This is a genomic window from Trichocoleus sp. FACHB-90, from assembly GCF_014695505.1.
In the GTDB taxonomy this organism is placed as follows: domain Bacteria; phylum Cyanobacteriota; class Cyanobacteriia; order Cyanobacteriales; family FACHB-T130; genus Funiculus; species Funiculus sociatus.
Window position 1 is genome coordinate 21,968 of sequence record NZ_JACJOK010000018.1, and the last position, 25,082, is coordinate 47,049.

Sequence of the window (25,082 nt, forward strand, 5' to 3'; positions counted from 1 at the left end):
CCTCTTAGCTAATCTCGACCTACTCTTATTGATTTCCAATCCAACAAGTAGCTCTTAAATATGAGTTTTGAAACACAACTATTTTATGTGTGGCTCCTATTTGCCAGTATTTTTGTCTTCTGGCGCATACTTACTCATCCCCTCGAACGAATACATGGCGCGGTTATGGATGGAAACCTGGAAGCGGTCAGAAAGTGTTTAGAGAAAGGGGTAAACGCAGATACTCACAGAAGCAATGGTGTAACACCACTTTATCTAGCCGCTTCTGGAGGTTACAAAGAAATTACAGAGCTTCTTATTACTTATGGTGCTGATGTTAATCAAGGACTCAATGAAAATGGAGGTAGGAATCCGTTGTTGAAAGCAGCAACAGAGAAGCACTCCGAGGTCGTTGAGAGCCTTATAGCTCATGGTGCTCTTGTAGGAATTCATCTGGCTGCTTTTTGGGGAGACTTTACTACAGTGAGAACTTATCTAGAATTGGGTGACTCTATTAATACGATTAATAGTACGCGTAACGGAGGCTTCACTCCACTTCACCTAGCGGCTTTAAGCGGCCATCGCGAAATAGTAATATTACTGCTGAACCAGAGTGCGAATATTAATCACTATACTCCCGCTAGTGATACTCCTTTACATAAAGCTGTAGAAGGCAACCAACCACAAATAGTAGACCTATTAATCAATCAAGGTGCAGAGATTAATCGTATTGGTAATGTAGGCGCTCCACTGCACCTAGCTATATACAAAAATAATATTGAAATGGTGGCTTTACTGATTGCTAAAGGTGCAGAGGTTAATCAGCACGATGGAAGAGTAGATACTCCATTACATGACGCAGCACAATATGGATACACAGAAATAGCAGAACTCTTGCTAGAAAGTGGCGCACAAGTGAATGCTCGCTCGAAATTTCAAGCTAAGACGCCATTACACTACGCAACTTGGCGAAAGAAATTAGAAGTCGCTGAATTACTGATTCGTTATGGTGCTGATGTTAATAGCAGAAGTTGGATTGGCGCTACTCCTCTTAGTTATGCAAACGGTTATCCAGAACTGACAGTGTTGTTATTGAGCAATGGTGCAACGGATTTTGGTTCAGTAGATTAACCTGAGTTCTCACCGATGCAGTAGGGAATGTTACGACTTTTGATTATGACGAGTTTGGTAATGTAACGAGCGTTAATAACGAGCGTTAATAATGCTTTGGGTCACGTTACTACCTATACCTATGAGGCGCAGGGTAAGCGCATCTAAATTCGGGTGTAAATATGATACTAGAGAGATGCAATCTACCTCGAAGGGTGAGGCGGTTTCATGACAAAAAACTTAGACTCAACTACACCAGGTGAGCGCTCAAAATCAGTAAGTGCAGCAAGCGCCATAGCCCTAACTGAGCAGATGCACTCGCTGTTTAGTGAAATTAAAGATCCTCGTGTACAACGAACTCGCGCCCACTTATTGGTAGATATTCTAATCATTGGCATCCTGTCAGTGATAGCAGGAGGTAAGGGGTGGGAAGACATGGAAACATATGGTCTGAGTAAACAGGATTGGTTGAAACAGTTTTTAGCCCTACCCAATGGCATACCCTGCCCGGATACCTTTAGAAGGGTGTTTGAACGCATTGACCCCAAAGCTTTTGAGCGGTGCTTTCAGAGGTGGGTACAGTCAATAGTTGAAACGTTAGGGGCACAAGTAATTCCCATTGATGGCAAAAACCTCAAAGGTTCTTATGACCGAGAACAGAAGCAATCCGCCTTACACCTAGTTAGTGCCTGGGCAAGTGAGCATCGTCTTGTTTTGGGGCAAGTAAAAGTAGCTGATAAATCAAACGAAATTACAGCAATCCCTGTACTGTTGGAATTGCTTGATTTGGCTGGATGTATTATCACGATTGATGCAATGGGAACACAAACAGCAATTGCATCTCAGATTTATAATGCCAAAGCTGATTACGTTTTAGCTCTCAAAGCCAACCATCCTACACTTTATAAACAAGTAGAAGCATGGTTTAAGCAAGCTCAATTACAGGATTTTAAAGGCATTGAAGTTAGCTACTCACAGCAGGTTGAAAAAGGGCATCATCGCATTGAAAAGCGTCAAGTCTGGTGCGTTCCAGTTTCTCAGCTACCACCCCTGCATAACCAGGAAGATTGGGCGGGACTCAAATGTGTTGTCATGGTGGTGCGAGTACGTCATCTATGGAACAAAACCACCCATGAAGTACAGTTTTATTTGACCAGTTTGGAAAGTGATGCCCACAAATTAGGACAAGCTATCCGTCTCCACTGGGGCATTGAGAATGGTCTCCATTGGACTCTAGATGTCACTTTCAAAGAAGATGATTGCCGTGTTCGTACAGGGCATGCTCCACAAAACTTAGCTATATTACGGCGAATTGCGCTTAATGCTCTAAATCGAGAACAATCTTTTCGACGTAGTACTCGTCAAAAATCGAACCGAGCTGCTATGGATAATAATTACATGCTCAAGATTTTGGCTGCTTGTTTAACCCAAATTGATGAAAACTCTCAACCCGCTTGTCAATAGCATTTGAGATGCGCTTGCCCTGAGGCTGTAAGTAAGCGGCTGGGTTAGAAGTAAGTAGAAGCTCAACATATTTATGAATACGAGAACGAAGAACTTTCGCGCCTTCTTGGAAGCGACTTAGTGCTGTTTCGGGTTCTCCTAACTCAAGATGACAACGTGCTTCAGCAATATAAGCTAGAGATAAGGTCAAAAGATATTCATCAGCGATCTGGCTACCTTGCTCAAGTTCTTTGTCTGTGTAGTCAGTGTAAATATGTTCAGCTTCTAGAAAACGGTTTATAGCTTCAATCGCCATACGTTCTCTGTTTTCCACTTTGGTCATCGTAAAGGCATTCATCGCCAGACCAATAGCAGCTTTGAAATTAGCATAATATCCAATGTCAATTTTGCGGTTAATTTTGTTTAACAGTTCCTCACTCTGTTTTAGTCGTTGTTCCAGTTCGTTGAGACGCTGGTTTAATACAGCAAATCCCATCACTGAGACACCTAGATTTAGTACGCTAGCAGCAGAAGCCACTTGCAAAATTCCTTGAACCTGTTGCAAACCCTGCTGAATATTTCCTACTTGTTGCTCAATTCCACCCAAACGCTGGTTAACATCAGCTAATCCTTTTCCTGAAACAGCGGCGTTAGCCACTGAAGCAACCAAACTCCCTCCAGAGAAAATAAGGTTGAGTAAATTCGGAGAAGAACCAGCTGGCGTTGGTATTTGAGAAGAATTTGCTCCCATGTCACGCAACCACGTAACAACGTGTTTCGTCCCCACTTCCCGGATCACACCCCCAACGCGCTCAAAGGTTCCATCTGCAAGTCCCTTGGCGATCCAGTCAGCAAGCATAAACGTTGCTGTAACTGTCAAACTCATGATTTTCTCCTGGTTGCTAAAACTTAAGCAGCGCGATCGCGTCCTTTCTCAGTATTCCCACCAGGCTGCTAGAGCTAACAAGAGAGGTTGCATTGAAAGTTTAGACTTGCGATCGCACGGAAACGACATTAGCCTCTTTTCGACCGTAGACCCCAAGTGTATGCAATGCCTCGTTCCATGCAATCAAAAAGCCCCTACCGCTAACCAAAATTAAGGTTGCAGAATTTTCTTTTAATAAATGAAACCGCCCTGCTTCCCTTGAAGAGAAGGGGCTGGGGATTAGTTTCTGTATTTGATACAACTGAGAAACCCTATAAAAGCGGATCTTCTTGTGCCGTTGCTTGTAGTCTGGATAATAGACAGGATGTAGTCTGAACCTATCCGCTTTTTTGATGCCCATGACTGAGCAACGTAATGCTGACTCGCCTTCAGCTAATTCTCAGCAATTGAGTGAACCGACTGATGTAACAACTGGGTCAGTCGATGATTCCCCGATAAACCGCATTGCAGGTGTCTGGAACAACGCAACAACACGCTTGAGGCAACTCCTACCCATAGAAGCGGCTCAGAAGGCTGCTGGGTTGTTTAGCGTCAGCGAAGATCGAATTGCAGAGATTTTAGAGAGTGTTCGAGCCGAATTACCAACCACAGAAGCCCTGTTGATTGGTAAGCCCCAAGCTGGGAAAAGTTCGATTGTGCGAGGACTGACGGGCGTTTCATCTGAGATTGTGGGCCAGGGATTTCGTCCCCACACCCAGCACACCGAACGCTATGCCTATCCTTCTGACGATCTGCCGTTGCTCATTTTTACAGATACAGTCGGGCTAGGAGATGTCAATCAGGACACTCAGGCGATTGTGCGGGAGTTGGTGGGAGATTTGCAACAGGAAACTCACCGCGCCAAAATCTTGATTCTGACCGTCAAAATCAATGATTTTGCCACCGACACGCTGCGACAAATTGCACAGAAATTGCGTCAGCAGCATCCAGATGTTCCCTGTCTGTTGGCTGTCACCTGCTTGCATGAAGTTTATCCAAACGATACCGCCGATCATCCTACTTATCCACCTGACATTCAGGAGGTAAATCGAGCCTTCGCCGCGCTCCAGCAAGCCTTTTCCGGAGTGTGCGATCGCGCAGTATTGATTGACTTCACTCTAGAAGAAGACGGCTACGATCCGGTATTTTATGGCTTAGAGGCGCTCAGAGATGCTCTAGCAGACCTACTCCCGGAAGCTGAAGCCCGTGCAATTTATCAGTTGTTGGATAAGGGAGCTAGCGAGAAAATTGGCAACCTTTACCGGGATGTCGGACGACGCTATATGTTGGCATTTTCCATCATGGCAGCCACGGTTGAAGCTGTGCCACTACCATTTGCCACCATGCCAGTGCTGACTGCTTTGCAAGTATCGATGGTGGGTATTTTAGGGAATTTGTACGGGCAAACCGTGACTCCTTCGCAGGCGGGCGGTATTGTCAGCGCGATCGCTAGTGGGTTTCTGGCGCGGGCAGTCGGGCGAGAGTTGATCAAATTCATACCCGGTATCGGGAGTGTAATAGCCGCTTCCTGGGCAGCTGCCTACACTTGGGCGTTGGGCGAAGGCGCCTGCGTCTACTTTGGGGATTTAATGGGGGGCAAGAAACCAGACCCTAAGAAAATTCAGTCTGTTATGCAAGAAGCGTTTAAGACAGCCCAAGAACGGTTTAAGGGAATCAAAAATTGAGACAACTGCCATGCAATAGTTATGTAATTTGAGCCAAAGCTTGCTCATCCCCTAAATCTTGCAAGAATCGGTTCTTGTCAAATGTATACTCTTGACCCAGAAAATCTAGAATTTTTTCTGTATCATATTCGGCATTTTGTAAGCAAGTTGAAGCCCCAGGAGAAGGCGTTATGTTAAATACTATATTTTCTCCTAAAATTTTAGCTTCTCCCAGCTCAAGGCGCTTAGTCTTAAGATTCACAATTTGAGGTCTAATTCCTCCATACCCTTTAGCCAGCTTCAAATCGCTCAATTGTAATGAAGGAACAATTTTTTGAACTTCTTTTAAAAATAACCTCCTGCCAATTAAGGGAATATCGTAAACATAATTTCTCAATATATATTTCAATATCACCTTATCTGAAAGGATATTGAAAAAGCTTAAAAAAGCATTAATACTGAGTCCCGCTGTTCTAAAATAGTCAAAAATACTAGCATAGTTACGCCCCTCTAACTGAAAAGTAACTTTGGCAGTTGGGCCAAATCTAGTCTTACTTTGATCGTGAACTTCTGAATCTCCATGAATAGCTGCAAAAGGTATCTCTTTCATCTGCACAGTATAGACTTTACCGTTTAAAACCCCTGGTGCAAGGTAAAAATTCCCTGCTACGTTCAGGAGCGCATAATCTTTCCCATATCCTAAAGATTTGGCAAACAGTAAACTATAGGCTGCTGCTGTAAAAATAACCACCTTAGCAACCACTACTTCTTTATCAGTTTGAATCCGATATAGTTTTCCTTCTTTTTTGATATGTTTAACCTTTGTTTCCATCATTAAATCAATTCTTTCTTGAGCCTTATTAATTGCTCCTTCTAAAAATGATTGGGATAGCTTCTGAAAATCTATCGTGTAACCTTCTTCAGTAAACAAAGCCAAGATTTCTTCTTCAGGCGCTCTATCGTTTACTAAATTAGGTTCTATAGATTCAATTTCTTCTTTTACAATCAATTTCAACTTGGGAAACAGCGACTTAAATTCTTTGTATCTTTCTCTAAGTTCTTCAATTTGTTCTTTTCCTATACCCAAAACCATTTTGTGGTATTTGCTGTAGATTTCTTGCTGCGGATCGTTTCTCAAAATATAATTTTTAACTAAGCTTGAAGCTTTGTTGACTTTTTGAGCTTTCTCTAAAGTGTAGTTAGTCTCTATGTCGCCAAAATGAAGTGTTTGACTATTACTTGTTTTATGAGAATTTTCTAATGCAACTTCTGAATTCTTTTCTATTAAAACAATGCGGTTTATGTTGGTATAGTTGCTTAAGCTATATAGTAAGGCGGTTCCAGAGACTCCCCCTCCAATGATAGCTACTTCATAGATGCTGTTCTGAGCTTGCATAGTTTCTCCAAAATGTAACGAAGAGTAAGAAAAGACCAAGCAAAAAAGGAAAAAATCTAAAATCTAGATAAGTTAGATTAATAGTTACGTAACCTAAACTAAATAGCTAACATCCGAAATTATGCTAAATTAAAAACTTATTGGGTTGTAAATTATGTTACATTTTCCAATCAGGCTTTATAGCCATTATTTTTAGAATAACAGTCTCTAAGATAGGATAAGTCACTCCACAGTTATAATTGCGCTCATTCGCCAGACAGAAAACCCGCGCTAAATCGCCCCACTTGCCAAGTAGTAGGAGATTTTCGAGCTTATGCGAGAAAGTCACTGCTAACTTCAAATATTCTAAAGCGCACGATAGGCAAACTTACAACTCAATTGTCAACAGTTGTTCACTATCCAGTATTGAGATAGTCCTATCGCTACTCCAGTTTGCAGTGAAATAGGCGCGCTGGCGTAAGAGTGCAGCTAAAACCAACTTAGAAAGAGCGCGACTCTGTTCGTTCACCAAAAGCGATCGCTGCTGACTTTTTGACACAGGCGATCGCGCTAAATTCCTTAAATTCTCGCCTCACTCGACTAGGGTGAGACTGAACGAGCGATCGCCCACTACAGTGCTGTTTAGATACTCTAAATGACGCTAACTGAATAGGCGCGAATTGCCGCATCCACTGTGGCAATTGTCAAACCATGCTCTACAGCTTGACAGATGAGTATTCTATCAAATGGATCTCGCTGTAACAGGGGTAGATTGGCAAGTTGAGCAACACTATTTTCATCTAGATGAAGACTGGCGATGAGATGGAGATCGCGCTGTTTGGGTAGATAAGTTTCGGGAGACTCTGGCAGTGGTAGCTTGCCTAATGGATACTTGATAATTGCTTCCCATACTGAGACAACACTCAGATATACCTCATTGTCTGAATCGCGGATACTCTCAAGCAGGTCATTTGATAATCGGCGATCTCCACTGATGAACCAAAGAAACACATGAGTATCAAGCAGTAGCTTCATGTACCCTCAAATGCGGTCAGAATGTCTCTGGTAATGGAGTGTCAAAATCATCTGGTACAGTGAACTCTCCAGCACAAAGAGCAAAAGGTCGAAGTTGCTTAACGGTTGGTGAAATTGGTCTAATTTCAGCAACAGCCTTTCCTGCTTGCATGACAATAACAGTCTCACCTGCTTCGACTTGGTGAAGGTAAGTTGCAATATCTCGCTGAATTTCCTCAATCGTTACCGTTAGCATAAGGTCACTGTTGCACAGGTAATGGAAGCCCGCTCCCAGCTTAGCTTAACGCCTATCCATCCCAACGCCATACTTGTACTCAAGTTGGCGTTGGGATGGATAGGCGGTCAATCGATGGGGTTCAATGCCCCCTTGATTGATAACTTCCTTATTAACTCACGAATAACTTCACTCTGCTGTCTTTTCTTGATTTCGCAGTATTTTTTTAAGTGAGCTAACTCTTCATCCGTTGCCCTGAAGTTGACCTGATTCATTGTTCTTGTTGTATAGCTGTATGCTACAATTATGTCATGAGAACAGCCTATCAGTACCGATTACGTCCAACAAAACAGCAAGCCGCAGACATTGATAGATGGCTATCAATGCTCTGTAGCCAATATAACTATTTGTTGGCTGATAGGTTTCACTGGTACGAGGAAAATCGTTCACCTGTCAATGCTTGTCCCTTGGTGTGCCATTTACCTGAGTTAAGGGACAACCCCGATTATTTCAGTCAAAAGAAAACGTTACCTCAGCTCAAGAAAACTCATCCTTGGTACGGTGAAATTTATTCTCAAGTTCTTCAGGATGTCGTCAAACGAGTCAAAGTAACGTTTGACAGGTTCCTCAAGGGTGATAGCAATGGCAAGCGAAGTGGCAAGCCAAGGTTTAAACCTCGTAACCGTTATCGCACCTTCACTTATCCCCAGATGAAAGAGGGATGTTTGCAAGGCAATCTAATTAACCTGCCGATGTTCGGAAAGGTCAAGGTTATCTTGCATCGCCCTATCCCATGTGGTTTCCAAATCAAAACTGCATCTATCACTAAAAAAGCAGACGGCTATTACTTAACACTTTCCCTGGAAGATAAAACTGTTCCAGGAATTAAGCCCGACTTTGACCCAGACAAAATCACTGGAATCGATGTTGGTTTAAAGGAATTTTTGACAACCTCTGAGGGCGAAACTGTTGCTATCCCTCAGCACTACCGCAAGTCTCAAAAACGTCTGCGAGTCCTTCAAAAGCGCGTATCACGCCGTAAAAAAGGAAGCAATGGTAGGCTTAAAGCCATCAAACAACTAGGAAAGCAACATAAGAAGGTTGCAGACAAACGAAAAGATTTCCACTTCAAAACAGCTAATTGGTTGTTATCAAAATATGACGTAGTTGCTCATGAGGATTTAAACATCAAAGGTCTTGCTCGTACTAGATTGGCTAAATCTGTATTGGATGCTGGGTGGTCAAACTTTCTGTCGATACTGACAAACAAAGCCGAGAATGCTGGTTTGTTGGTTGTCCCAGTCAGCGCCCATAATACTTCACAAAATTGCTCCAATTGTGGCGAGAAAGTACCAAAGAAGCTGCACGTTCGTTGGCATAACTGCTTCCATTGTGGGTGTAGTCTAGAGCGAGATCATAATGCAGCCATAAATATAAAAAACAGAGCGGTAGGGCATTCCGTTCTTAAAGCCAAGAGCCTCCTAAGCAATAGCCGGATTGTCTTGGAAGCCTACACTGTAATCTCTGATTCAGTGTAGGAGATGTCACCTCTTTAGGACGTGATCGCAGGCGATCGCACGCTTCGCCTACGTGCAACCAAAACCAATTTAAACCAGCGATCGCTCTGTTAGTTCACCAAAAGCGATCGCGCTTTGCTTCCTGGTACAAATACTTGGACGGGAGTTCATCACAAGAACGATTTAAGGGAATTAAACCTTAACAAGTATGTTCTGACCAGCTACTTTCAAATCTAACTATATTGGACAAAGGGTTAATAACAATCCAACAAAATCCAGAATGCTCAAAACTAATTCTGCTCAAAATGCAGTGCTAGCTTTATTCCTACTCGTCTCTGCTGCCAGCATTGGTATCGCTGGCAGGTTGTACATACCAGGAGCAGTAGGACAATTCCTCTTCGTCCTGACGAGAGTTTGGATACTGGCACTACCCCTGATATGGTTTTTGTGGATCGATCAGGGGAGAGTCGTCCTGTCTGTGCCTTCGCGACGGGAATTCCTAGCTGGAACGATTTTAGGAATGCTCATGTTTGGTATTATTCTCGGTGCTTACTGGATTGTTGGGCAGCGCTGGATCGATTCGGTCGATGTTCGAGCAAAAGCACAACAGGTCGGCATTGCTACCCCCACCGTTTATCTGATCGGTGCCTTCTACTTTACTGTAATTAACTCGCTGATCGAAGAATACATCTGGCGATGGTTTGTGTATCGCAAATGCGAAGTCCTACTTCCAGGAATTGGTGCGGTATATCTCGCTGCATTATTTTTCACGCTGCATCATATTATTGCCCTGACAGGGTACATCGGGAACGGGCTTGTTGTGGTGTTAGGTTCCCTGGGAGTTTTCATTGCTGGTGCTGTGTGGTCATGGTGCTATCTGACTTACCGTTCCCTGTGGTCGTGTTATATCAGTCATCTACTGGCAGATCTGGCGATCGCTCTGGTTGGCTGGCACCTCCTCTTTGGGTGAGGCGATCGCGCTAAATTCCTTAAATTGTCGCCTCACTCGACTAGGGTGAGACTGAACGCGCGATCGCCACTGCGCGATCCATCAGTTCAGAAGCTTGTCTATCATCTCCTGCCTTAGCCAAGTTACGGACAAGTAGACTTAATGCTTCTACTTTTACGCCGTCTCTATCTATTCTTTCAAGCATTCTGAGACCCATATCAAACTGGTTTCGCTGTGCATAAGAACGAACTACCTCAAGCCACAATTCATCTTTAACACCGCTTAAGTTTATTGGCTGCATTGTCTGATTGGATGCCTTATCAAGAGAGGAAATTGAGCGGACTGCCAAATCCAGTTCCCCTGCCTGAATTGCTGCCAGAATCATTTCGTTGAGAATCTGTGCAGGACTCTGCAATTCAAGCCCAGAAATCTTTTGAGCTGTTTGAATTGCCTGCTCATGCTGTCCTTTGGCTGAATACTCCTGAGCAATATACATCAGTGCATTACTTTTCCCTCCCCCGAACGTTCCTCCCAATTGAAAAGCTCGTTCAAACTGTCCTGCTTGTGCATAGAATTGGACGATACTAGGCGCGATTTGTGCATAGGCGTAATTGAAGTTGGCGAGAAGGTAAATTTTTCCAGTCCGAACCTGTTCGGCAATTTCAACGGCTTGCTCGATTTGTCCTATCTGTAGATATCCCTCGACAATGCTTGCGACAAGACTTTCTGCATCTGTCGCTGTCGAAACCAGCTGATTGGCTTGAGGTAAATTTTGAGGCACTAAGGAATTGCGATCTAAGCCAGTCGGATTTTTCGGGCCAACTTGGCGGAGACGTTCGCTAATGCTCCTAACTCTAGATACTGCTTGGCCAAGTCGCTTGATTGCTTTGTCCTTCTCACCAAGTTGCGAATATACATTTGCAACCGCGACTAATGCCTTACCCTGCTTGATTGGATCGGCAATTTCTTGCACAAACCCATCCATTTGTTTTAATAAGCTGGCTCTGAGGGTAGAAACTTCTGTGGTTTCTGTGGTAGCAATCTTGTTACAGGTTTCCATGAGCAGAGCCAGTTTTTCCTTACTCAGAACTTCCGGGATCATCCAGAATAAATTGGAAGTTTCTAGTTGTAGACAACGACTCAATAGCTGAATAGCTGGTGCGTTTGGATTTCCCGGTGGTGATGGTGGATTTTCTGGTTTGTACCCCACCTGCGCCACTAAATTCTGAAATTCGCTCGCTCGTTCCGGCTGACCAATGCTCTTGTAATGATTAGCTAGGAAATGCCATATTTTCCCAGCTTTATCGGTTTGACCAGCCTGATTATATCGGTTGGCTAGGGTTGCTAAATATTTGCGAAGCTCTGTGGCTCGGTCATGTAATTTCACATCATCTAATTGATATGGCAACTCCAAAAGGATGTCAATACCAGAATTCTCTGCATATGCGCTATCTTGCGGATTAAAACCCTTCTCTCCGGTTAATCCATCGGCAATTGCTAGTGCAACATCATATCGCCCTGCATAAGCATGCAACGAAATGGCCCCAATTACCCAAGCTGGTGGGTCATTCCGGCTGGAGGAAGACTCCTCAGCTTCACAAGGTTGCCTGATCGAAACAGCCTTGTGAACTTGCGAAAACATAGCCTCGCTACGTGCCTGCTGCCCTAGAAGAGCATACTGGCCTGCCATATCTGTCAATAGCCTCAATCTGGGGCAAAGTCCGCCAACTGTTTGGCTGACTGAAGATACCTCATCAAGAAGCCGTGTAGCAGGCTCAAGCTTGCCAATGGAGATGTAATCTGCTGCGAGACTTGCTAACAATATCGCCTCGCCGTAAATCAGATTATCCTTACTCGGTCCAAATGCTGCTGTAGGATAAGCGAAAGTCAGCAGCACTGTTGTCAGTAAAATTTTCAGTTTCATGTCAACGCCCCTTTAGGAATATTAAACTTACGCGATGTGCAACTTTAAGAAAGCCCCCATAAATTGGTGGATTCTGACTGTAAAGTTGCATACGGCGTTAAACTTCTATCACTATTCTTTGGCGCATCTTTGGCTAAGGCGCACATCAACTTGTTCCAAACGTCGTTAAACCACCAACAGCGATCGCATACGCTGATTCCTCATGTTATCCCCCATTATGGGGTCTAGCATCAGAGGAATGTTAGGGACAATAACGGTATAAGAAGTCTAATCGAGGGGTGGGGTAATGATGCGATTAAAGGTGTGGCAGTGGGTGGTGTTGGCAACGCCGATTGCAACGATCGTCGGTTTCTTGCTGGTATCGGCAGGATTGCAGATTCACCAGTGGCGTATTAATTGGATTTGGGCTGTATTTACTCTCGTATTCGTGGGTTGGCGTTGGCTGCTGGTGAAGTGGACTCGACCGGCGATCGCGCAGATAGAATCTGTAATAGCGGAAGTTAGTGCAGAACTGGAATCTGGTAGAGAAGACACAGTACGGCTAGTAGAGGGAAATGACACCGCTAGTCGAGTAGAAGCCGGGTTCCAAGAGATATTGAAAGCCGCACAAAGCGATCGCCCAATTTGGGAAGATTGGCAAACTTTTTGGCAGCGATGTCAGGATCTTGTCAGTGCGATCGCTCATGTCTATAATCCGGAAGTAAAGTATCCCCTACTCAACATTTACGTTCCTCAAGCTTTCGGACTGATTAGGGGAACGGTCGATGATTTGGATCGGTGGATACAGCAGTTATCCCCTGCCCTCGCTCAAGTCACGATTGGGCAAGCATACGAAGCCTACGGAGTTTATCGCAAGCTGGAGCCATCGGCTCGGAAACTTTGGCAAGTCTGGAACTGGGCGCAGTGGCTTTTGAACCCAGCGGTGGCGGTGGCAAAAGTAGCCAGCCAACGTTCCAGCAACCAGGCAACTCAGGAGCTACTGGGAAATTTGAGCCAGATGTTGCGGGAAGCGGCTCTCAGGAACTTATGCCGGCAAGCGATCGCTCTCTACGGCGGCACTACCCTGCCAGCCTCAGAATCCTCTGCTGCACCGACGCTACCCAAGGCAAAGACCCAAACCCTGAGAGAAATCTTAGCTCAAGCAGAACCTGCGGAGGCGGTTGAGCAAAAACCTGTCAATATTCTACTGGCGGGACGAACTGGGTCTGGAAAAAGCAGCTTGATTAATACGCTGTTTCAGGCAGATCGAGCCGCCGTGGATGTGTTGCCCAGCACTGATAAAATTCAGAATTACCAGTGGCAGCTCCAAAATGGAGAAACGCTAACCCTTTGGGATACGCCCGGTTACGAACAAGTGAACCATGCGGATCTGCGGGAATTGGTGCTTGATTATGCCACAAACGCGGATCTGCTGTTGTTGGTAACTCCAGCCCTCGATCCGGCACTGCAAATGGATGTGGACTTTCTCAAAGATATGAAAGCAGACATTGCAGACTTGAGCGCGATCGCAATTGTCACCCAAGTAGATCGGCTGCGTCCCATCCGCGAATGGAATCCGCCCTACAACTGGGAATCAGGCGATCGCCCGAAGGAAATTTCTATCCGGGAAGCCACCAAGTATCGCGCTGAACGTCTAAATGATTTCTGCAATTTAGTTTTACCTGTTGTGACGGGTGACATCAAAACAGGTCGAGTCGCTTGGGGCATAGAGGCGCTATCTTTGGCACTGGTGGATGCGATCGCACCTACCAAGCAACTCCGCCTTGCCCGCTTTTTGCGTAACCTAGAAGCCCGCACTGTCGCCGCTGCCAAAATCATCGACCGCTACACCTTTCAGATGACGACAACTCAGGGACTGGCTGCACTGCTCAAAAGTCCCGTTCTCCAGTTCATCGCTACGCTGACAACCGGACGACCAACCCTAGCATATCTCCTGGCAGAGCAAATTCCCGTGGAACAGTTGCCCGTCGTTCTTGGCAAACTCCAGATGGCGTATGATCTGTTTTCGTTGTTGAAGCCGGGGGAAAACCTTCTTAACTTTGACTTATTATCCCTTTGGCCCTTGTTGCTGGAAAACGCTGCCTCACCCGACCGCAACGCTTGGGCATTTGGTCACGCCTTAACGGAATATTGGAGCCAGAATCTAACTGTTGAACAACTCCGGGAGCGGTTCGAGTATTATCTGAATCTATAAATGAGATCAAATTCGGATTACCGATATATGTCGGCAACATTAAAAAAATTGAATGCTGCCGATATCGCCTGCGCGCAACTTGATAACCTTATGGTATAAGCGTCAAGCAACACCGTCTACCGCCATGAAACGATCTGCACAACAAATTACAGTCGGGCTTGGGGTAACACTGGTGCTTATCCTCACCAATGCTGTAGTATCCTATCGCAACATTCTAAAGGTGTTTGAAAATGAGCGGTGGGTAAGTCATACTTATCAGGTTTTAAATGAACTAGAGGCGACACTTTCCACCTTAAAAGATGCCGAAACCGGACAACGCGGCTATTTAATTACGGGAGAAGAACAGTATCTGCAACCATATCAGAGTGGGATCGCCGAAATTAATACTCACATCAAATCTCTCAAGCAATTAACCGCAGATAATCCACAACAGCAGCAGCGCATCCTGTCCTTGGAGGGTGCGATCGCTCTTAAACTAATCGATCTCGAACAAAAAATCCAATTACGGCGAGAACAAGGCTTTGAAGCTTCCCAGCAGGTTGTCCGAACCAACCGGGGTAAGCAAATTATGGATGGCATTCGTCAGCAAATCGCTGACATGAAAAATATAGAAAATCAACTTTTGGTTTCTCGGATTAAAGAATCAAAAGCGAGTCTCCAACGAACCATACTTACATTTACCCTTGCCACCTTTGTCAGCTTGGCACTGCTGAGTTTAGTGTACTATCTGATGCGACGCGATCGCGCCCTACGCCAACAGGAAGCCCAAAAGCTGCGCCAGAAGAGTGAACGCCTAGCCTTAGCACTAGACGCAGCCAAAATGGGATCGTGGGATTGGAATATAACCACTAATGAGATATTTTGGACAATCTATCACGAAATCATCTTTGGCTATGAACCAGGCAAGCCGAACCGAAGCTACAAAGAATGGGCAGACCGCGTTCATCCTGAAGACCTGCCACGAGTTGAGGCGGGCATACAAACATCACGAAAAGATCAGCAGGACTTTCAAACTGAGTATCGTGTCCTTTTGCCAGATGGCAGCATACGCTGGGTAAATTCTTTCGGGCGGTTCCAGTATGATGCCGAGAACCATCCTAACCGGATGGTCGGGATGCTCAATGATATTACGGCTCGCAAACAAGCAGAAGCCGAAATTAGACAGCTTAACGAAACTTTGGAGGAGCGGGTAATTGAGCGCACTCTGCAATTGCAAGAAGCAAACGACGAACTACAAGCCTTTGCTTATTCAGTTTCCCATGACCTCCGCGCCCCTTTACGAGCGATGCAAGGCTTTGCAGAAGCTTTGCTGGAAGACTACGGCGATGTTCTAGACAACCTGGGTGAAGAGTATGCCCAGCGCATTGTTTCTTCTGCCCAGCGGTTGGAAAATCTGATTCAAGACTTACTTGCTTATAGCCGACTCAGCCGCGCTGACTTGCAACTGAAGGTGATAAATTTAACAGATGTAATGAAAGAAGCGATCGCTCAACTAGAAGGTGACTTAAAGCAACAGCAAGCTCAAGTTACAATTACTTCGCCGCTACCAGAAGTAATTGCTCATCGCCCTACTTTAGTTCAAGCGATCGCCAATCTCCTGACGAATGCAATTAAATTTGTCGATGTGGGCGTACAACCAGAAGTGCAAGTCAGCGCTGAAATGCGCGGTGACTGGGTGCGCCTCTGGGTGGTAGATAATGGTATTGGTATTGCTCCCGAACACCAGCAACGCATCTTTCGCGTTTTCGAGCGCCTGCATGGAATCGAGACTTATCCCGGTACAGGAATTGGTTTAGCGATTGTCCGTAAAGGCATTGATCGCATGGGCGGACAAGTAGGAGTAGAATCCAAACTTGGACAGGGAAGCCGCTTTTGGATTGAATTAAAAAGAGGGGCTGGGGATTAGGGATTGGGGATTGGGGATTGGGGAAGAGGAAGAGGAAGAATCTTACCCAGTACCCAGTACCTAGTCCCTAGTACCTAGCCCCCAGCCCCCAGCCCCCAGTACCCAGCCCCCAGCCCCCAGTACCTAGCCCCTAGTCCCCAATCCCTAATCCCTAGTCCCCAGCCCCCAATGACCACAACACATACCATTTTGCTAGTAGAAGATGACCCTAACGACATTCTTCTTACCCAGCGTGCCTTCCGCAAGGCGAATTTAGCCAATGCCTCAATGCAAGTCGTCAGTGACGGAGATGCTGCCGTTTTCTATCTCAGCGGTAGCGGTGAATACGCCGACCGAGAGCGTTATCCCATACCCACGCTAGTTTTATTAGACCTGAAATTGCCTCGCCGCTCAGGTCATGAAGTTCTGGCATGGCTACGGCAGCAACCCGAACTCAAGCGTCTGCCCGCGATTATCTTAACTTCCTCTCAAGAAAATATTGATATTAATCATGCTTACGACTTAGGGGCTAATTCTTATTTGGTTAAACCTATTGGTCTTACCGCCTTAATAGAAGTGATGAAAACCCTCAAGTTGTATTGGCTGCTGTTGAACGAACAGCCAGAAATTCGACTGAGTGGAGTCGAGTAAGGAAAAGGGAAAAAGCGAAGATTCTTTTTTTGGCATGATTGCCTTTTGCCTTTTTTGTCCCCAGTCTCCAGTTTCTAATGCTACATTTCCATTTAATCGATGATGACCAGAATGATAGGGTTTTAACTACTCGCGAGCTAAACCGAGAATTTTCAGACCTGCGGATCACGGAAGTTGCCACAGCAGAGGATTTGGCACAAGCAATGGTTAGCGATCGCATTGACCTGGTAGTTACAGACTATCAGCTACGCTGGGACAATGGTTTAACAATTCTCAATATTATTAAATCCCGCTATCCGGACTGCCCTGTAATCATGTTCACCAATACCGGGAACGAAGAGATAGCGGTAGAAGCCATGAAAGCTGGCTTAGATGATTACATTATCAAATCTCCCAGGCACTTCGTCCGCCTTGCAGTTGCCGTGCGTTCAGCTTTAGAACGAGTGACGGCAAAGCGTCAGGTAGCACGTCTGGAAAATCGTCTTCAGTTTCTTCTGAATCAATTAAACGTCGGCGTGTTTCGGACTACTCCAGAAGGTCGTCTGCTAGAGAGTAATAGTGCATTCATGCGTCTGTTGGGGCTAAGTTCGACAGCAGTAGAACAAGGGATAAATTTGCGTTCGCTTTTGGATGACTTTTGTGGAATAAGTGTCCAGCCTGCCTCTGAATTAGCGGATGGCGAGCATCATGGTCGATCCACTAATATACCTACGCTCCAAAATTGTGAAGTTCAACTGCCACAAGCTGATGGTCAAGTGAAATGGCTTTTACTGACTCAAACTTTGAATACCCCTGAAGATGAGACTTACATAGAAGGCTTGCTAGAAGATATTACTGAGCGTAAGCAGGCTGAAAATTCCCTACGACAACTCAATGAAAGCTTGGAAAGTCGAGTCAGGGAACGCACCGCCGAACTGGAGGAAGTCAACGCCTCACTTAAGGAGTTTGCTTACTCTGTTTCCCACGATTTGCGTGCGCCCTTGCGGGGCATTCAGGGCTTTGCTCAGTTACTGTTAGAGGATTATATACCTCAACTTGATGCCACCGCAGAGGACTATCTTCTTCGCATTGTGGCTGCTTCAGAGCAGTTGAATACCTTGATTCAGGACTTGCTGAGCTATAGCCAATTGAGCAGCGCTATCATTACAGCTTGAGCCTGTTAATCTCTCCTTTGTTGTCGCACAAGCGCTGTCTCAACTGGAAAGGGAACTTAAAGAGCGAGATGCTCAGGTAAGTGTAGTAGAGGCATTACCTGTAGTGCAGGGTAATCGCACTACGTTACTACAAGTTGTGGTCAACTTGCTCTCAAACGCCATCAAGTTCGTAGCTCCTGGCATACAGCCGCAAGTGCGAATATCAGGAGAAACAGAGGGAGAATTTGTACGCCTGTGGGTAGAAAATAACGGTATCGGTATTTCCAGTGAGAAGCGATCGCAAATTTTCGGAGTTTTTGAGCGGTTGCACGGTGAGGAAACTTACCCCGGTACTGGCATCGGTTTGGCAATTGTCCGCAAAGCAGTAGAACGGATGGGGGGTAAAGTAGGGGTAGAATCCCAGGTTGGTCAGGGCAGCCGCTTTTGGGTAAGGTTACTCAGAGAGAATAAGTGACTACTGGAGATTTACAGGGGGCAATTAACGACTCAGGAAAAATGAGGAATGATGAACTATAAAGGATAAATAAAAAAATTTCAGCATTCAAGATTCGTTATTCCCAGTCCCCAGTCCCCAGCCCCCAATCCCCATGTTACGCATACTACTAATTGACGATAATCCAGACGATCGCATCCTGGTTACGCGGCAACTTCAGCAAGAGTTTCCCCAGCTTGAATTTACTTCGCCTATTGATGCCAAAAGTCTTGACAAAGTGCTACAAATGGGCAATTTCGATCTAGCAATCGTAGACTACGAGCTGGGCTGGACTGATGGCTTGACACTTCTAAATGCTATTAAAGCTTTGTATCCAGACTGCCCAGTAATTATGTGTACTGATAGCGGCAGCGAGGAAGTTGCTGTGGAGGGGATGAAGTCCGGGTTAAGCGATTATGTCCTAAAACGAAAACCTCTGCATCGTTTAGCGATCGCTGTGCGGGACACTTTGGAAAAGCAAAAGATGCGTCGGGAATATGCTGCCGCTGTTGAGGAATTGCAACTGAGTGAGGAGCGGCTGAGATTGGCGCTCTTTGCTGCCCAGATGGGTAGCTGGGACTGGAATATTTTAACAGGTGAGGTGATTTGGTCTGAGGATTGCGAACGGTTATTTGGTTTGGCTCCAGGCAGCTTCCAGGGAACTTATGAGGCATTTCTCGCCTGCGTTCACCCAGAAGACCGAGAAGTAGTTGACAAAGGCATAAGCAATGCTTTATCAACCAGAACGAACTTTAACCAAGAATTTCGCGTTGTCAGGAGTGACGGTAGCGTTCGCTGGCTGGTAGGCAGAGGTCAAGTTTTATCCGACGAAAAGGGTAAAGCTAGGCGGATGATCGGGGTTGATGTGGACATTAGCGATCGCAAGCAGCGGGAGGTAGAACTGCGGCAATACGCAGAAGAATTAGAGGTGGCAAATCGCTTAAAAGATGAGTTCCTAGCGATCGTTTCTCACGAACTCCGCACCCCTTTGAACGCAATTTTAGGTTGGACGCAATTGCTACGCAGTCGCAACTTCGATGAAGCAACCAGAAAGCGCAGTCTGGAAGTTATTGAACGCAACGCCCTCCAGCAGAATCAGTTAATTGAAGATATTCTGGATACTTCTCGCTTGATGCGAGGACAAATGCAACTACAGATATCACCTGTGAATCTGGTGGGAGTAATTGAAAATACTCTCAATACTGTCCGGTTATCAGCCGAAGCCAAATCAATCAATTTTCGATTTTTGATTTTGGATTCTCCCTTGGGTTCAGGGGATGGGAGAGTGGAAGATTCCCCAGTCAAGAGTCAATCCCCAATTCCCATCAATTCAAAATCCGATCCGCCCCTTGTCGAAAATCCACAATTCGTGGTGATGGGCGATCTGAATCGCTTACAGCAAGTTGTCTGGAATCTATTTTCTAATGCCATCAAGTTTACACCTCCAGGCGGACAAGTAGAAGTCCACCTTTCTTTAGAACATGGGGAAATAGAAAGGCAAAAGGCGATTCCCTCAACAGAGGTTCAAAAAGAGGAAGGTAAAAGCCAAAAACAAGAATTATTATCTTCCCCAATCCCCAATCCCCAATCCCCAATCTCCTACGCCCGGATCACCGTTAGCGATACAGGTGAAGGCATTAGCGCCGAGTTTCTCCCGTATGCTTTTGAACGTTTTCGCCAAGCAGATAGTACCACTACACGCTCGCGCAATGGATTAGGTTTGGGATTAGCGATCGCTCGACAACTGGTGGAACTGCACGGCGGGACTATTTTTGCAGAAAGTAAAGGAGAAGGACAGGGAGCAACGTTTATCGTCAATCTCCCCATAATAGATGCCAGGAAAGCCAGCGAACCGAGAACAGACAATCCAAAACCCAAAATCCAAAATTCAAAATTACTTGATGGGTTACAAGTGCTGAGTGTTGATGATGACCCTGATACGTTGGATTTGCTGGTAATGATTCTGGAAGGGGAAGGTGCGAAAGTGACAGCAGTTTCCTCTGTGGATGAAGCTTTGCAAGCTTTGGAAAAATTCCAGCCTGATGTACTTGTGAGTGACATTGGAATGCCAAAGGCCAATGGTTACGATTTGATTCGCCAAATTAGGCTCAAAGAGAAGGGACAAGGTGAGATGTTAAAAGCGATCGCGCTGACGGCTTATGGCAGGCAAGAAGACAAAATACAGGCGCTATCCGCAGGCTTTCAGATGTACCTGCCCAAACCAATTGATCCTGATATTTTGGTGAATGCGATCGCGTCCCTGGTTGGACGGGCTAGGGGCTAGGGATTGGGGATTGGGGATTGGGGACTGGGGACTGGGGAAGAACAAAGATTACAGATTAGGATGTATCGGAGAAAAAGGTTTTGAGTCTTTAGAATTTTATCAAGATAGCCTTAAGCTACTTAAGGCAGCTTATCGGTTGGCAGATAGTTTGCCAGAGCGCGAACGCTATAATTTGAGCGATCAATTGCGACGATCAGCCTGTAGCCTGGTATTGAATATCGCTGAGGGCTATGGACGCTATCACTTCTTAGATCGTTTGCGTTTTCTCTACATTGCTCGTGGTTCCTTGGCTGAAACCAAAAGTGCTTTCATCATTGCTGAAAGCGTCGGATACTGTACTACAGAACAATTAAGCTGGGTTAGGCAGATCCAAGAGCAAATTGAAAAAGCTCTTAACGGCTACTGTCGTTTCATCCGCTCCCAACAACAAGGCGGTGAAGAATATGGAAACCAGTATATTCGGGAGCAAGGTACTAGAGAAAAGGGACTGGAGGCTGGGGACTAGGGACTAGGGACTAGGGGCTGGGGACTAGGGACTAGGTAAGACTTTTTACCAATCCCCAATCCCCAATCCCCAATCCCCAATCCCCAATCCCCAATTCCCTAATCCCCAATCCCCAATCCCCAATCCCCAATCCCTATTCACTACGCGCTACTGTCTTTGAGTTGCTTACCTGGCGATATTGCCAGAATTCCAGGCTGAAGATACAGGTCATTAACCACACTATGCCTGCTGCATACCCAGCTAAGACATCAGTGGGCCAGTGGACACCTAGATAAAGCCGACTCAGACCAATGCTGAAAATCAATGCAACTGTGGTGATGATAATCAAATTGCTCCACTTGCCGAAGTTTTTAATCAGCAAGTAAGCGATCGCGCCGTAGACGACCATTGAAATCATTGCATGACCACTGGGAAAGCTGTAGTAGCGGACATCAACGATCCGATCCCACAGCGCCGGGCGATCGCGGGCAAATAGGTCTTTGAGCAAATAATTTAAGCCAACGGCACCCAAAGAGGCGATTCCGAGGGTTGTCGCTTGTGACCGATTACCTCGCAGCAACAACCAAGCCGCGAAGCCGAGACAGATGATTAGCAGCAACTCCGGTTCGCCGAAAAAGGTGATACCTGTCATTACTTGATCTAGTAGCGGCGTATGCAGACGCTGGAGAGCCAGTAAAATTGCCGTGTCGATAAATTGGCTTTCTTTGTCTAAAACTTCGTCAGCGATCTGGGCAAATCCCCACAGCGCCAAGGCTGCAAGCAATAACCCTGCTGCTCGAATTGTAAATATCAAACCAAACAGCCGAGAACTCATCCACTGCGGCAAAGCTGAGAAGATATGCTTGATGATGTCCTTCACGATTTTTTAACGTTCCAGTCTTTTATAGACTAGCCCAGGCTTGGGCAACAATGTCACTAAGCCAGCTTCTTTGCGCCGGATCTAGCAGACCATCTTCTGCTAGCACTTGGGCAGTTAACTCGTCTAAAGACTGCCCTTCTTGGCGGGCAATATTTATCACGCCTGCGATCGCGGCTGCGACTAACTCTTCATCGACAGGCTTTTGACGTAAATCGACAATTTCTTGGGGACTAGCTGGGATGGGATAATTCATGGCGTAGGGACGGGAAATTATGGATTAGGGACTGGGGAGGAGGTGGCAAAAAACAAAAAAATTCTTTTTTTTGTCTTTTGCCTTCCTAGAAACTGGCTCCTCTACCATGCGCTCAGGGCTTTCGTCAAGAGCGGTTTCCCGCCCGTACAACAGTTGCACCCTTTACATTAAGAAAATGAGCTTTGTGTAAACTTTTTTAATCAATTCTAAGCAATTCGTATCCGGAAGTTTAGCGCACTTTGACACCTGTTTACTCTGTCTTCCTCAGTAAGAGGTTCCCTAATGGAGATCACCAATATGAGAGAAATTTGTTACTTAGAAGTTCCTACCCCGGATACAGCCGCCGTCCGTGTCTGGTTACAGCAGGAATTCGAGCATCTATCTTTGGGTGAGAAAATTATCACATCCGATGGTATTAGGCTGCAATTTAGGGGTGGTGGCAACACTAACAACACCGATACAAGCGAAACGGCGAAGATTCCGCAAACCGAACTCTCGATATTTGTTTGGTCAGTACAGCGGACGACTTACCTGAAGGTTTTTCGTTGGGGCGATCGCGTCCCCAATGAAAAACAAATCCTGCAACAACTCAACTCAGGCCTGAGACGCCAGTTTCCCCACCAGTACCCAGAACCACCAAAGATTGATTTGTCGCAGCAATCTATCTTCGAGGCTTTGGCTCCCTATTACCCAGAAACAGTCAGATTCTTTCAGAAAATGCCCAATGGCGAGTATGACCTTAACCGCGTCTACTGGTGGGAGCAGCGTTGGCGAGAAAGTGTCCGCAATCCGCAGCAAGCCCGTCAGGTAGTGTTTTCAGATTCAGGGGAGACTGGGAGAATCCCCAATCCCCAATCCCCAATCCCCAATCCCCAATCCCCAATCCCCAATCCCCAATCCCCAATCCCCAATCCCCAATCCCCAATCCCCAGCTACGACTTAATTTATGTCGGTGGTGCTTTGGGTGTCATCCACGCGGCTGTTATGGCTAAACTCGGCTATCGGGTGCTGCTGCTGGAAAGGCTGCCTTTCGGACGGATGAACCGGGAGTGGAATATTTCCCGCGATGAGTTCCAAAGTTTAATTAATTTGGGTTTGTTTACCCCTGCGGAGTTTGAAAGCATTATCGCAGCAGAGTATGTAGACGGGTTTAACAAATTTTTCGATGGTAACAATCCGCTTAAGCTGAAAGCACAGATTTTGCATACGCCAACGGTGCTGAATGTGGGTTTGGATTCGGAGAAACTGCTGCGACTGTGCGGGGAAAAGCTGTTGGCTTCTGGGGGCGAAATCTGGGATGAGACGGAGTTTATCCGGGCTGATGTTGGGAAAAAGGAAGTTGTAGTTTCGGCGAAACATCTACCTAGCCAATCGCCGCGACAAGCGGCTGGACGGTTGCTGGTGGATGCGATGGGTACTGCGTCACCGATTGCGTGGCAGCTGAATGGCGATCGCGCTTTTGATAGTGTCTGTCCTACGGTGGGGGCTGTCATTGCCAGTGGTTTTGAGCCTGGGGTTTGGGATTCCCAGTATGGCGATGTGTTGAACAGTCACGGGGATATCTCGCGGGGACGACAGCTGATTTGGGAGCTATTCCCGGCGGAAGGTGAGGAAATTACTATTTATCTGTTCCATTACCATCAGGTGCATCCCGATAATCCCGGCTCTTTGTTAGAGATGTATGAAGACTTCTTTACAATTTTGCCGGAGTATCGTCGGTGCGATATGGAGAAGTTGGTTTGGAAAAAGCCGACGTTTGGGTATATTCCGGGTCATTTTAGTGTGGGAGGTAGCGATCGCACTGTCGCCTATGACCGACTGATTGGCATTGGCGATGCGGCTTCTCTGCAATCTCCTCTCGTATTTACTGGTTTTGGCTCTTTAGTCCGCAATTTGGGACGTTTGACGGCGCTTTTGGATACTGCACTAAAGCATGATTTGTTGAAGGCGCGTCAATTAAACCAGATTCGCGCTTATCAAAGCAACGTCTCAGTCACCTGGCTCTTTTCCAAAGGCATGATGGTTCCCACGGGGCGTTATTTGCCACCTCAACGGATTAACTCGATGCTGAATACCTTTTTTGGACTTTTGGCGACGGAACCACCAGAGGTGGCAGATACTTTTATTAAAGACCGAGTGGATTGGCTGACCTTTAATCGCCTAGCGCTAATAGCTGCTTGGCAAAACCCCTCTTTGCTGCCCTGGATTTGGGAACTTGCGGGGCCAAAGGATATCCTGCGTTGGCTGGGCAGTTACTTCAGCTTTACTCTGAATGCTGTATATCTCTGGTTGCTGGGGGGTTGGTTCCCCGGCTTCATCCAGCGCCTACAACCTTGGCTGGAAGACCGATATCCGGCTTTGTGGCTGTGGTTGCTGACCCAGAGTTATGCGTTGAGTGCTGAACAGGGTCGTCGTCCCAAAAGCCAAGAGCGATCGCCCTGGAGAGGCGAGAGGCTGTTAATTAAGAATTAACGCAATATGCAACTTTTTCTTAAGCTCCTCTTGGAAAGGGGGGTTGGGGGAATGGAAACGTTAAGACAACTTTTTCTTAAGCCCCCCTTTTTTAAGGGGGGTTGGCAGGGTGGTTTCATGTTAGCCAGAGAAAAACCTGGTGAACCTGATTGGCAAGATCGCGGATACAATCGGGAACAGTGCGACAGCCTAAACGACGGGCTAAAGTAATCAGAAAC

22 protein-coding genes are annotated in these 25,082 nt (G+C 46.0%); 14 read left to right on the top strand and 8 right to left on the bottom strand.

All coding sequences use genetic code 11. The features are described from left to right. The first annotated feature begins 60 nt into the window (after positions 1–60). Together H6F74_RS04765 and H6F74_RS04780 are read left to right on the top strand one after the other, a co-directional pair. On the top strand, positions 61–1,110 hold the full coding sequence (locus H6F74_RS04765; RefSeq protein WP_190437100.1) for an ankyrin repeat domain-containing protein: 1,050 nt from the start codon (positions 61–63) through the stop codon (positions 1,108–1,110). A gap of 291 nt (positions 1,111–1,401) precedes the next feature. Further along, positions 1,402–2,553, top strand: a complete 1,152-nt coding sequence (locus tag H6F74_RS04780; RefSeq protein ID WP_190437137.1) for an ISAs1 family transposase — start codon at positions 1,402–1,404, stop codon at positions 2,551–2,553. Here the strand turns inward: H6F74_RS04780 and H6F74_RS04785 are convergent. After that, positions 2,492–3,418: a hypothetical protein gene (locus H6F74_RS04785; protein ID WP_199300834.1), complete on the bottom strand. Its 927-nt coding sequence runs from the start codon at positions 3,416–3,418 to the stop codon at positions 2,492–2,494. The two genes, H6F74_RS04780 and H6F74_RS04785, sit on opposite strands and share 62 nt — an antisense overlap. Between H6F74_RS04785 and H6F74_RS04790 the strand changes: the two genes are divergently transcribed. After that, positions 3,417–3,632 (top strand): hypothetical protein, encoded by a 216-nt coding sequence (locus H6F74_RS04790; protein ID WP_190437103.1) that lies wholly within the window; start codon positions 3,417–3,419, stop codon positions 3,630–3,632. The genes H6F74_RS04785 and H6F74_RS04790 overlap by 2 nt on opposite strands. Before the next feature lie 184 nt (positions 3,633–3,816). Further along, positions 3,817–5,142 carry a GTPase gene (locus tag H6F74_RS04795; RefSeq protein ID WP_190437109.1) on the top strand — a complete coding sequence of 442 codons (1,326 nt, stop codon included), beginning with the start codon at positions 3,817–3,819 and terminating at the stop codon, positions 5,140–5,142. 19 nt (positions 5,143–5,161) lie between these two features. Here H6F74_RS04795 and H6F74_RS04800 read toward each other — a convergent pair whose 3' ends face one another. The 4 genes from H6F74_RS04800 to H6F74_RS04815 all read right to left on the bottom strand — a co-directional run bounded on the left by H6F74_RS04800 (position 5,162) and on the right by H6F74_RS04815 (position 7,766). Continuing rightward, positions 5,162–6,517 (bottom strand): FAD-dependent oxidoreductase, encoded by a 1,356-nt coding sequence (locus H6F74_RS04800; protein WP_190437110.1) that lies wholly within the window; start codon positions 6,515–6,517, stop codon positions 5,162–5,164. A 367-nt stretch (positions 6,518–6,884) separates the two neighbouring features. Next, the gene (locus tag H6F74_RS04805; protein ID WP_190437111.1) at positions 6,885–7,055 is read right to left on the bottom strand and encodes a hypothetical protein; all 171 of its coding nucleotides are present in this window, start codon (positions 7,053–7,055) and stop codon (positions 6,885–6,887) included. Positions 7,056–7,147: 92 nt separating this feature from the next. Next, entirely contained in the window at positions 7,148–7,531 is a 384-nt protein-coding gene (locus tag H6F74_RS04810; RefSeq protein WP_190437112.1) for a type II toxin-antitoxin system VapC family toxin, read from the bottom strand. 16 nt (positions 7,532–7,547) lie between these two features. Next, positions 7,548–7,766, bottom strand: a complete 219-nt coding sequence (locus H6F74_RS04815) for a type II toxin-antitoxin system Phd/YefM family antitoxin (protein ID WP_242021817.1) — start codon at positions 7,764–7,766, stop codon at positions 7,548–7,550. A gap of 290 nt (positions 7,767–8,056) precedes the next feature. Between H6F74_RS04815 and H6F74_RS04820 the strand changes: the two genes are divergently transcribed. Further along, positions 8,057–9,283 (top strand): RNA-guided endonuclease TnpB family protein, encoded by a 1,227-nt coding sequence (locus tag H6F74_RS04820; RefSeq protein WP_190437114.1) that lies wholly within the window; start codon positions 8,057–8,059, stop codon positions 9,281–9,283. Between the two features lie 259 nt (positions 9,284–9,542). After that, positions 9,543–10,232: a type II CAAX endopeptidase family protein gene (locus H6F74_RS04825; RefSeq protein WP_190437116.1), complete on the top strand. Its 690-nt coding sequence runs from the start codon at positions 9,543–9,545 to the stop codon at positions 10,230–10,232. Positions 10,233–10,272: 40 nt separating this feature from the next. On the opposite strand, the gene H6F74_RS04830 is transcribed toward H6F74_RS04825, so the two are convergent. Then, positions 10,273–12,135, bottom strand: a complete 1,863-nt coding sequence (locus tag H6F74_RS04830) for a hypothetical protein (RefSeq protein ID WP_190437117.1) — start codon at positions 12,133–12,135, stop codon at positions 10,273–10,275. 286 nt (positions 12,136–12,421) lie between these two features. Between H6F74_RS04830 and H6F74_RS04835 the strand changes: the two genes are divergently transcribed. The 7 genes from H6F74_RS04835 (at position 12,422) to H6F74_RS04860 (ending at position 21,280) form a co-directional block, all read left to right on the top strand. Continuing rightward, positions 12,422–14,329 carry a GTPase family protein gene (locus H6F74_RS04835; RefSeq protein WP_190437119.1) on the top strand — a complete coding sequence of 636 codons (1,908 nt, stop codon included), beginning with the start codon at positions 12,422–12,424 and terminating at the stop codon, positions 14,327–14,329. Between the two features lie 124 nt (positions 14,330–14,453). Beyond that, positions 14,454–16,235, top strand: a complete 1,782-nt coding sequence (locus H6F74_RS04840) for a sensor histidine kinase (RefSeq protein ID WP_190437121.1) — start codon at positions 14,454–14,456, stop codon at positions 16,233–16,235. A 168-nt stretch (positions 16,236–16,403) separates the two neighbouring features. After that, positions 16,404–16,865, top strand: coding sequence for a response regulator (locus H6F74_RS04845; RefSeq protein WP_190437123.1), 462 nt, complete (start codon positions 16,404–16,406; stop codon positions 16,863–16,865). A 77-nt stretch (positions 16,866–16,942) separates the two neighbouring features. Further along, complete coding sequence (locus H6F74_RS04850; protein ID WP_199300836.1) at positions 16,943–18,019, top strand: hybrid sensor histidine kinase/response regulator; 1,077 nt, start codon at positions 16,943–16,945, stop codon at positions 18,017–18,019. Between the two features lie 103 nt (positions 18,020–18,122). Further along, a complete protein-coding gene (locus tag H6F74_RS29185; protein ID WP_199300837.1) occupies positions 18,123–18,473 on the top strand; it encodes an ATP-binding protein in 351 nt (116 codons plus the stop codon). 133 nt (positions 18,474–18,606) lie between these two features. Then, entirely contained in the window at positions 18,607–20,775 is a 2,169-nt protein-coding gene (locus H6F74_RS04855) for a response regulator (protein ID WP_190437125.1), read from the top strand. Then, on the top strand, positions 20,738–21,280 hold the full coding sequence (locus H6F74_RS04860; protein WP_199300839.1) for a four helix bundle protein: 543 nt from the start codon (positions 20,738–20,740) through the stop codon (positions 21,278–21,280). Before H6F74_RS04855 ends, H6F74_RS04860 begins: the two co-directional genes overlap by 38 nt. A 133-nt stretch (positions 21,281–21,413) precedes the next feature. Here H6F74_RS04860 and H6F74_RS04865 read toward each other — a convergent pair whose 3' ends face one another. Further along, complete coding sequence (locus tag H6F74_RS04865) at positions 21,414–22,094, bottom strand: phosphatase PAP2 family protein (RefSeq protein ID WP_190437140.1); 681 nt, start codon at positions 22,092–22,094, stop codon at positions 21,414–21,416. 67 nt (positions 22,095–22,161) lie between these two features. After that, the gene (locus H6F74_RS04870) at positions 22,162–22,392 is read right to left on the bottom strand and encodes a hypothetical protein (RefSeq protein ID WP_190419923.1); all 231 of its coding nucleotides are present in this window, start codon (positions 22,390–22,392) and stop codon (positions 22,162–22,164) included. Positions 22,393–22,689: 297 nt separating this feature from the next. On the opposite strand from H6F74_RS04870, the gene H6F74_RS04875 reads away from it, so the two are divergent. Continuing rightward, entirely contained in the window at positions 22,690–24,864 is a 2,175-nt protein-coding gene (locus H6F74_RS04875; RefSeq protein WP_190437146.1) for a flavin-dependent dehydrogenase, read from the top strand. Positions 24,865–25,082: the final 218 nt, after the last annotated feature.

Coding starts and splice junctions, on each gene's coding strand:
- H6F74_RS04765 (WP_190437100.1), top strand. CDS start 61: ATGAGTTTTGAAACACAACTATTTTATGTGTGGCTCCTATTTGCCAGT.
- H6F74_RS04780 (WP_190437137.1), top strand. CDS start 1,402: ATGCACTCGCTGTTTAGTGAAATTAAAGATCCTCGTGTACAACGAACT.
- H6F74_RS04790 (WP_190437103.1), top strand. CDS start 3,417: ATGATTTTCTCCTGGTTGCTAAAACTTAAGCAGCGCGATCGCGTCCTT.
- H6F74_RS04785 (WP_199300834.1), bottom strand. CDS start 3,418: ATGAGTTTGACAGTTACAGCAACGTTTATGCTTGCTGACTGGATCGCC.
- H6F74_RS04795 (WP_190437109.1), top strand. CDS start 3,817: ATGACTGAGCAACGTAATGCTGACTCGCCTTCAGCTAATTCTCAGCAA.
- H6F74_RS04800 (WP_190437110.1), bottom strand. CDS start 6,517: ATGCAAGCTCAGAACAGCATCTATGAAGTAGCTATCATTGGAGGGGGA.
- H6F74_RS04810 (WP_190437112.1), bottom strand. CDS start 7,531: ATGAAGCTACTGCTTGATACTCATGTGTTTCTTTGGTTCATCAGTGGA.
- H6F74_RS04815 (WP_242021817.1), bottom strand. CDS start 7,766: ATGCTAACGGTAACGATTGAGGAAATTCAGCGAGATATTGCAACTTAC.
- H6F74_RS04820 (WP_190437114.1), top strand. CDS start 8,057: ATGAGAACAGCCTATCAGTACCGATTACGTCCAACAAAACAGCAAGCC.
- H6F74_RS04825 (WP_190437116.1), top strand. CDS start 9,543: ATGCTCAAAACTAATTCTGCTCAAAATGCAGTGCTAGCTTTATTCCTA.
- H6F74_RS04830 (WP_190437117.1), bottom strand. CDS start 12,135: ATGAAACTGAAAATTTTACTGACAACAGTGCTGCTGACTTTCGCTTAT.
- H6F74_RS04835 (WP_190437119.1), top strand. CDS start 12,422: ATGATGCGATTAAAGGTGTGGCAGTGGGTGGTGTTGGCAACGCCGATT.
- H6F74_RS04840 (WP_190437121.1), top strand. CDS start 14,454: ATGAAACGATCTGCACAACAAATTACAGTCGGGCTTGGGGTAACACTG.
- H6F74_RS04845 (WP_190437123.1), top strand. CDS start 16,404: ATGACCACAACACATACCATTTTGCTAGTAGAAGATGACCCTAACGAC.
- H6F74_RS04850 (WP_199300836.1), top strand. CDS start 16,943: ATGCTACATTTCCATTTAATCGATGATGACCAGAATGATAGGGTTTTA.
- H6F74_RS04855 (WP_190437125.1), top strand. CDS start 18,607: ATGTTACGCATACTACTAATTGACGATAATCCAGACGATCGCATCCTG.
- H6F74_RS04860 (WP_199300839.1), top strand. CDS start 20,738: ATGCGATCGCGTCCCTGGTTGGACGGGCTAGGGGCTAGGGATTGGGGA.
- H6F74_RS04865 (WP_190437140.1), bottom strand. CDS start 22,094: ATGAGTTCTCGGCTGTTTGGTTTGATATTTACAATTCGAGCAGCAGGG.
- H6F74_RS04870 (WP_190419923.1), bottom strand. CDS start 22,392: ATGAATTATCCCATCCCAGCTAGTCCCCAAGAAATTGTCGATTTACGT.
- H6F74_RS04875 (WP_190437146.1), top strand. CDS start 22,690: ATGAGAGAAATTTGTTACTTAGAAGTTCCTACCCCGGATACAGCCGCC.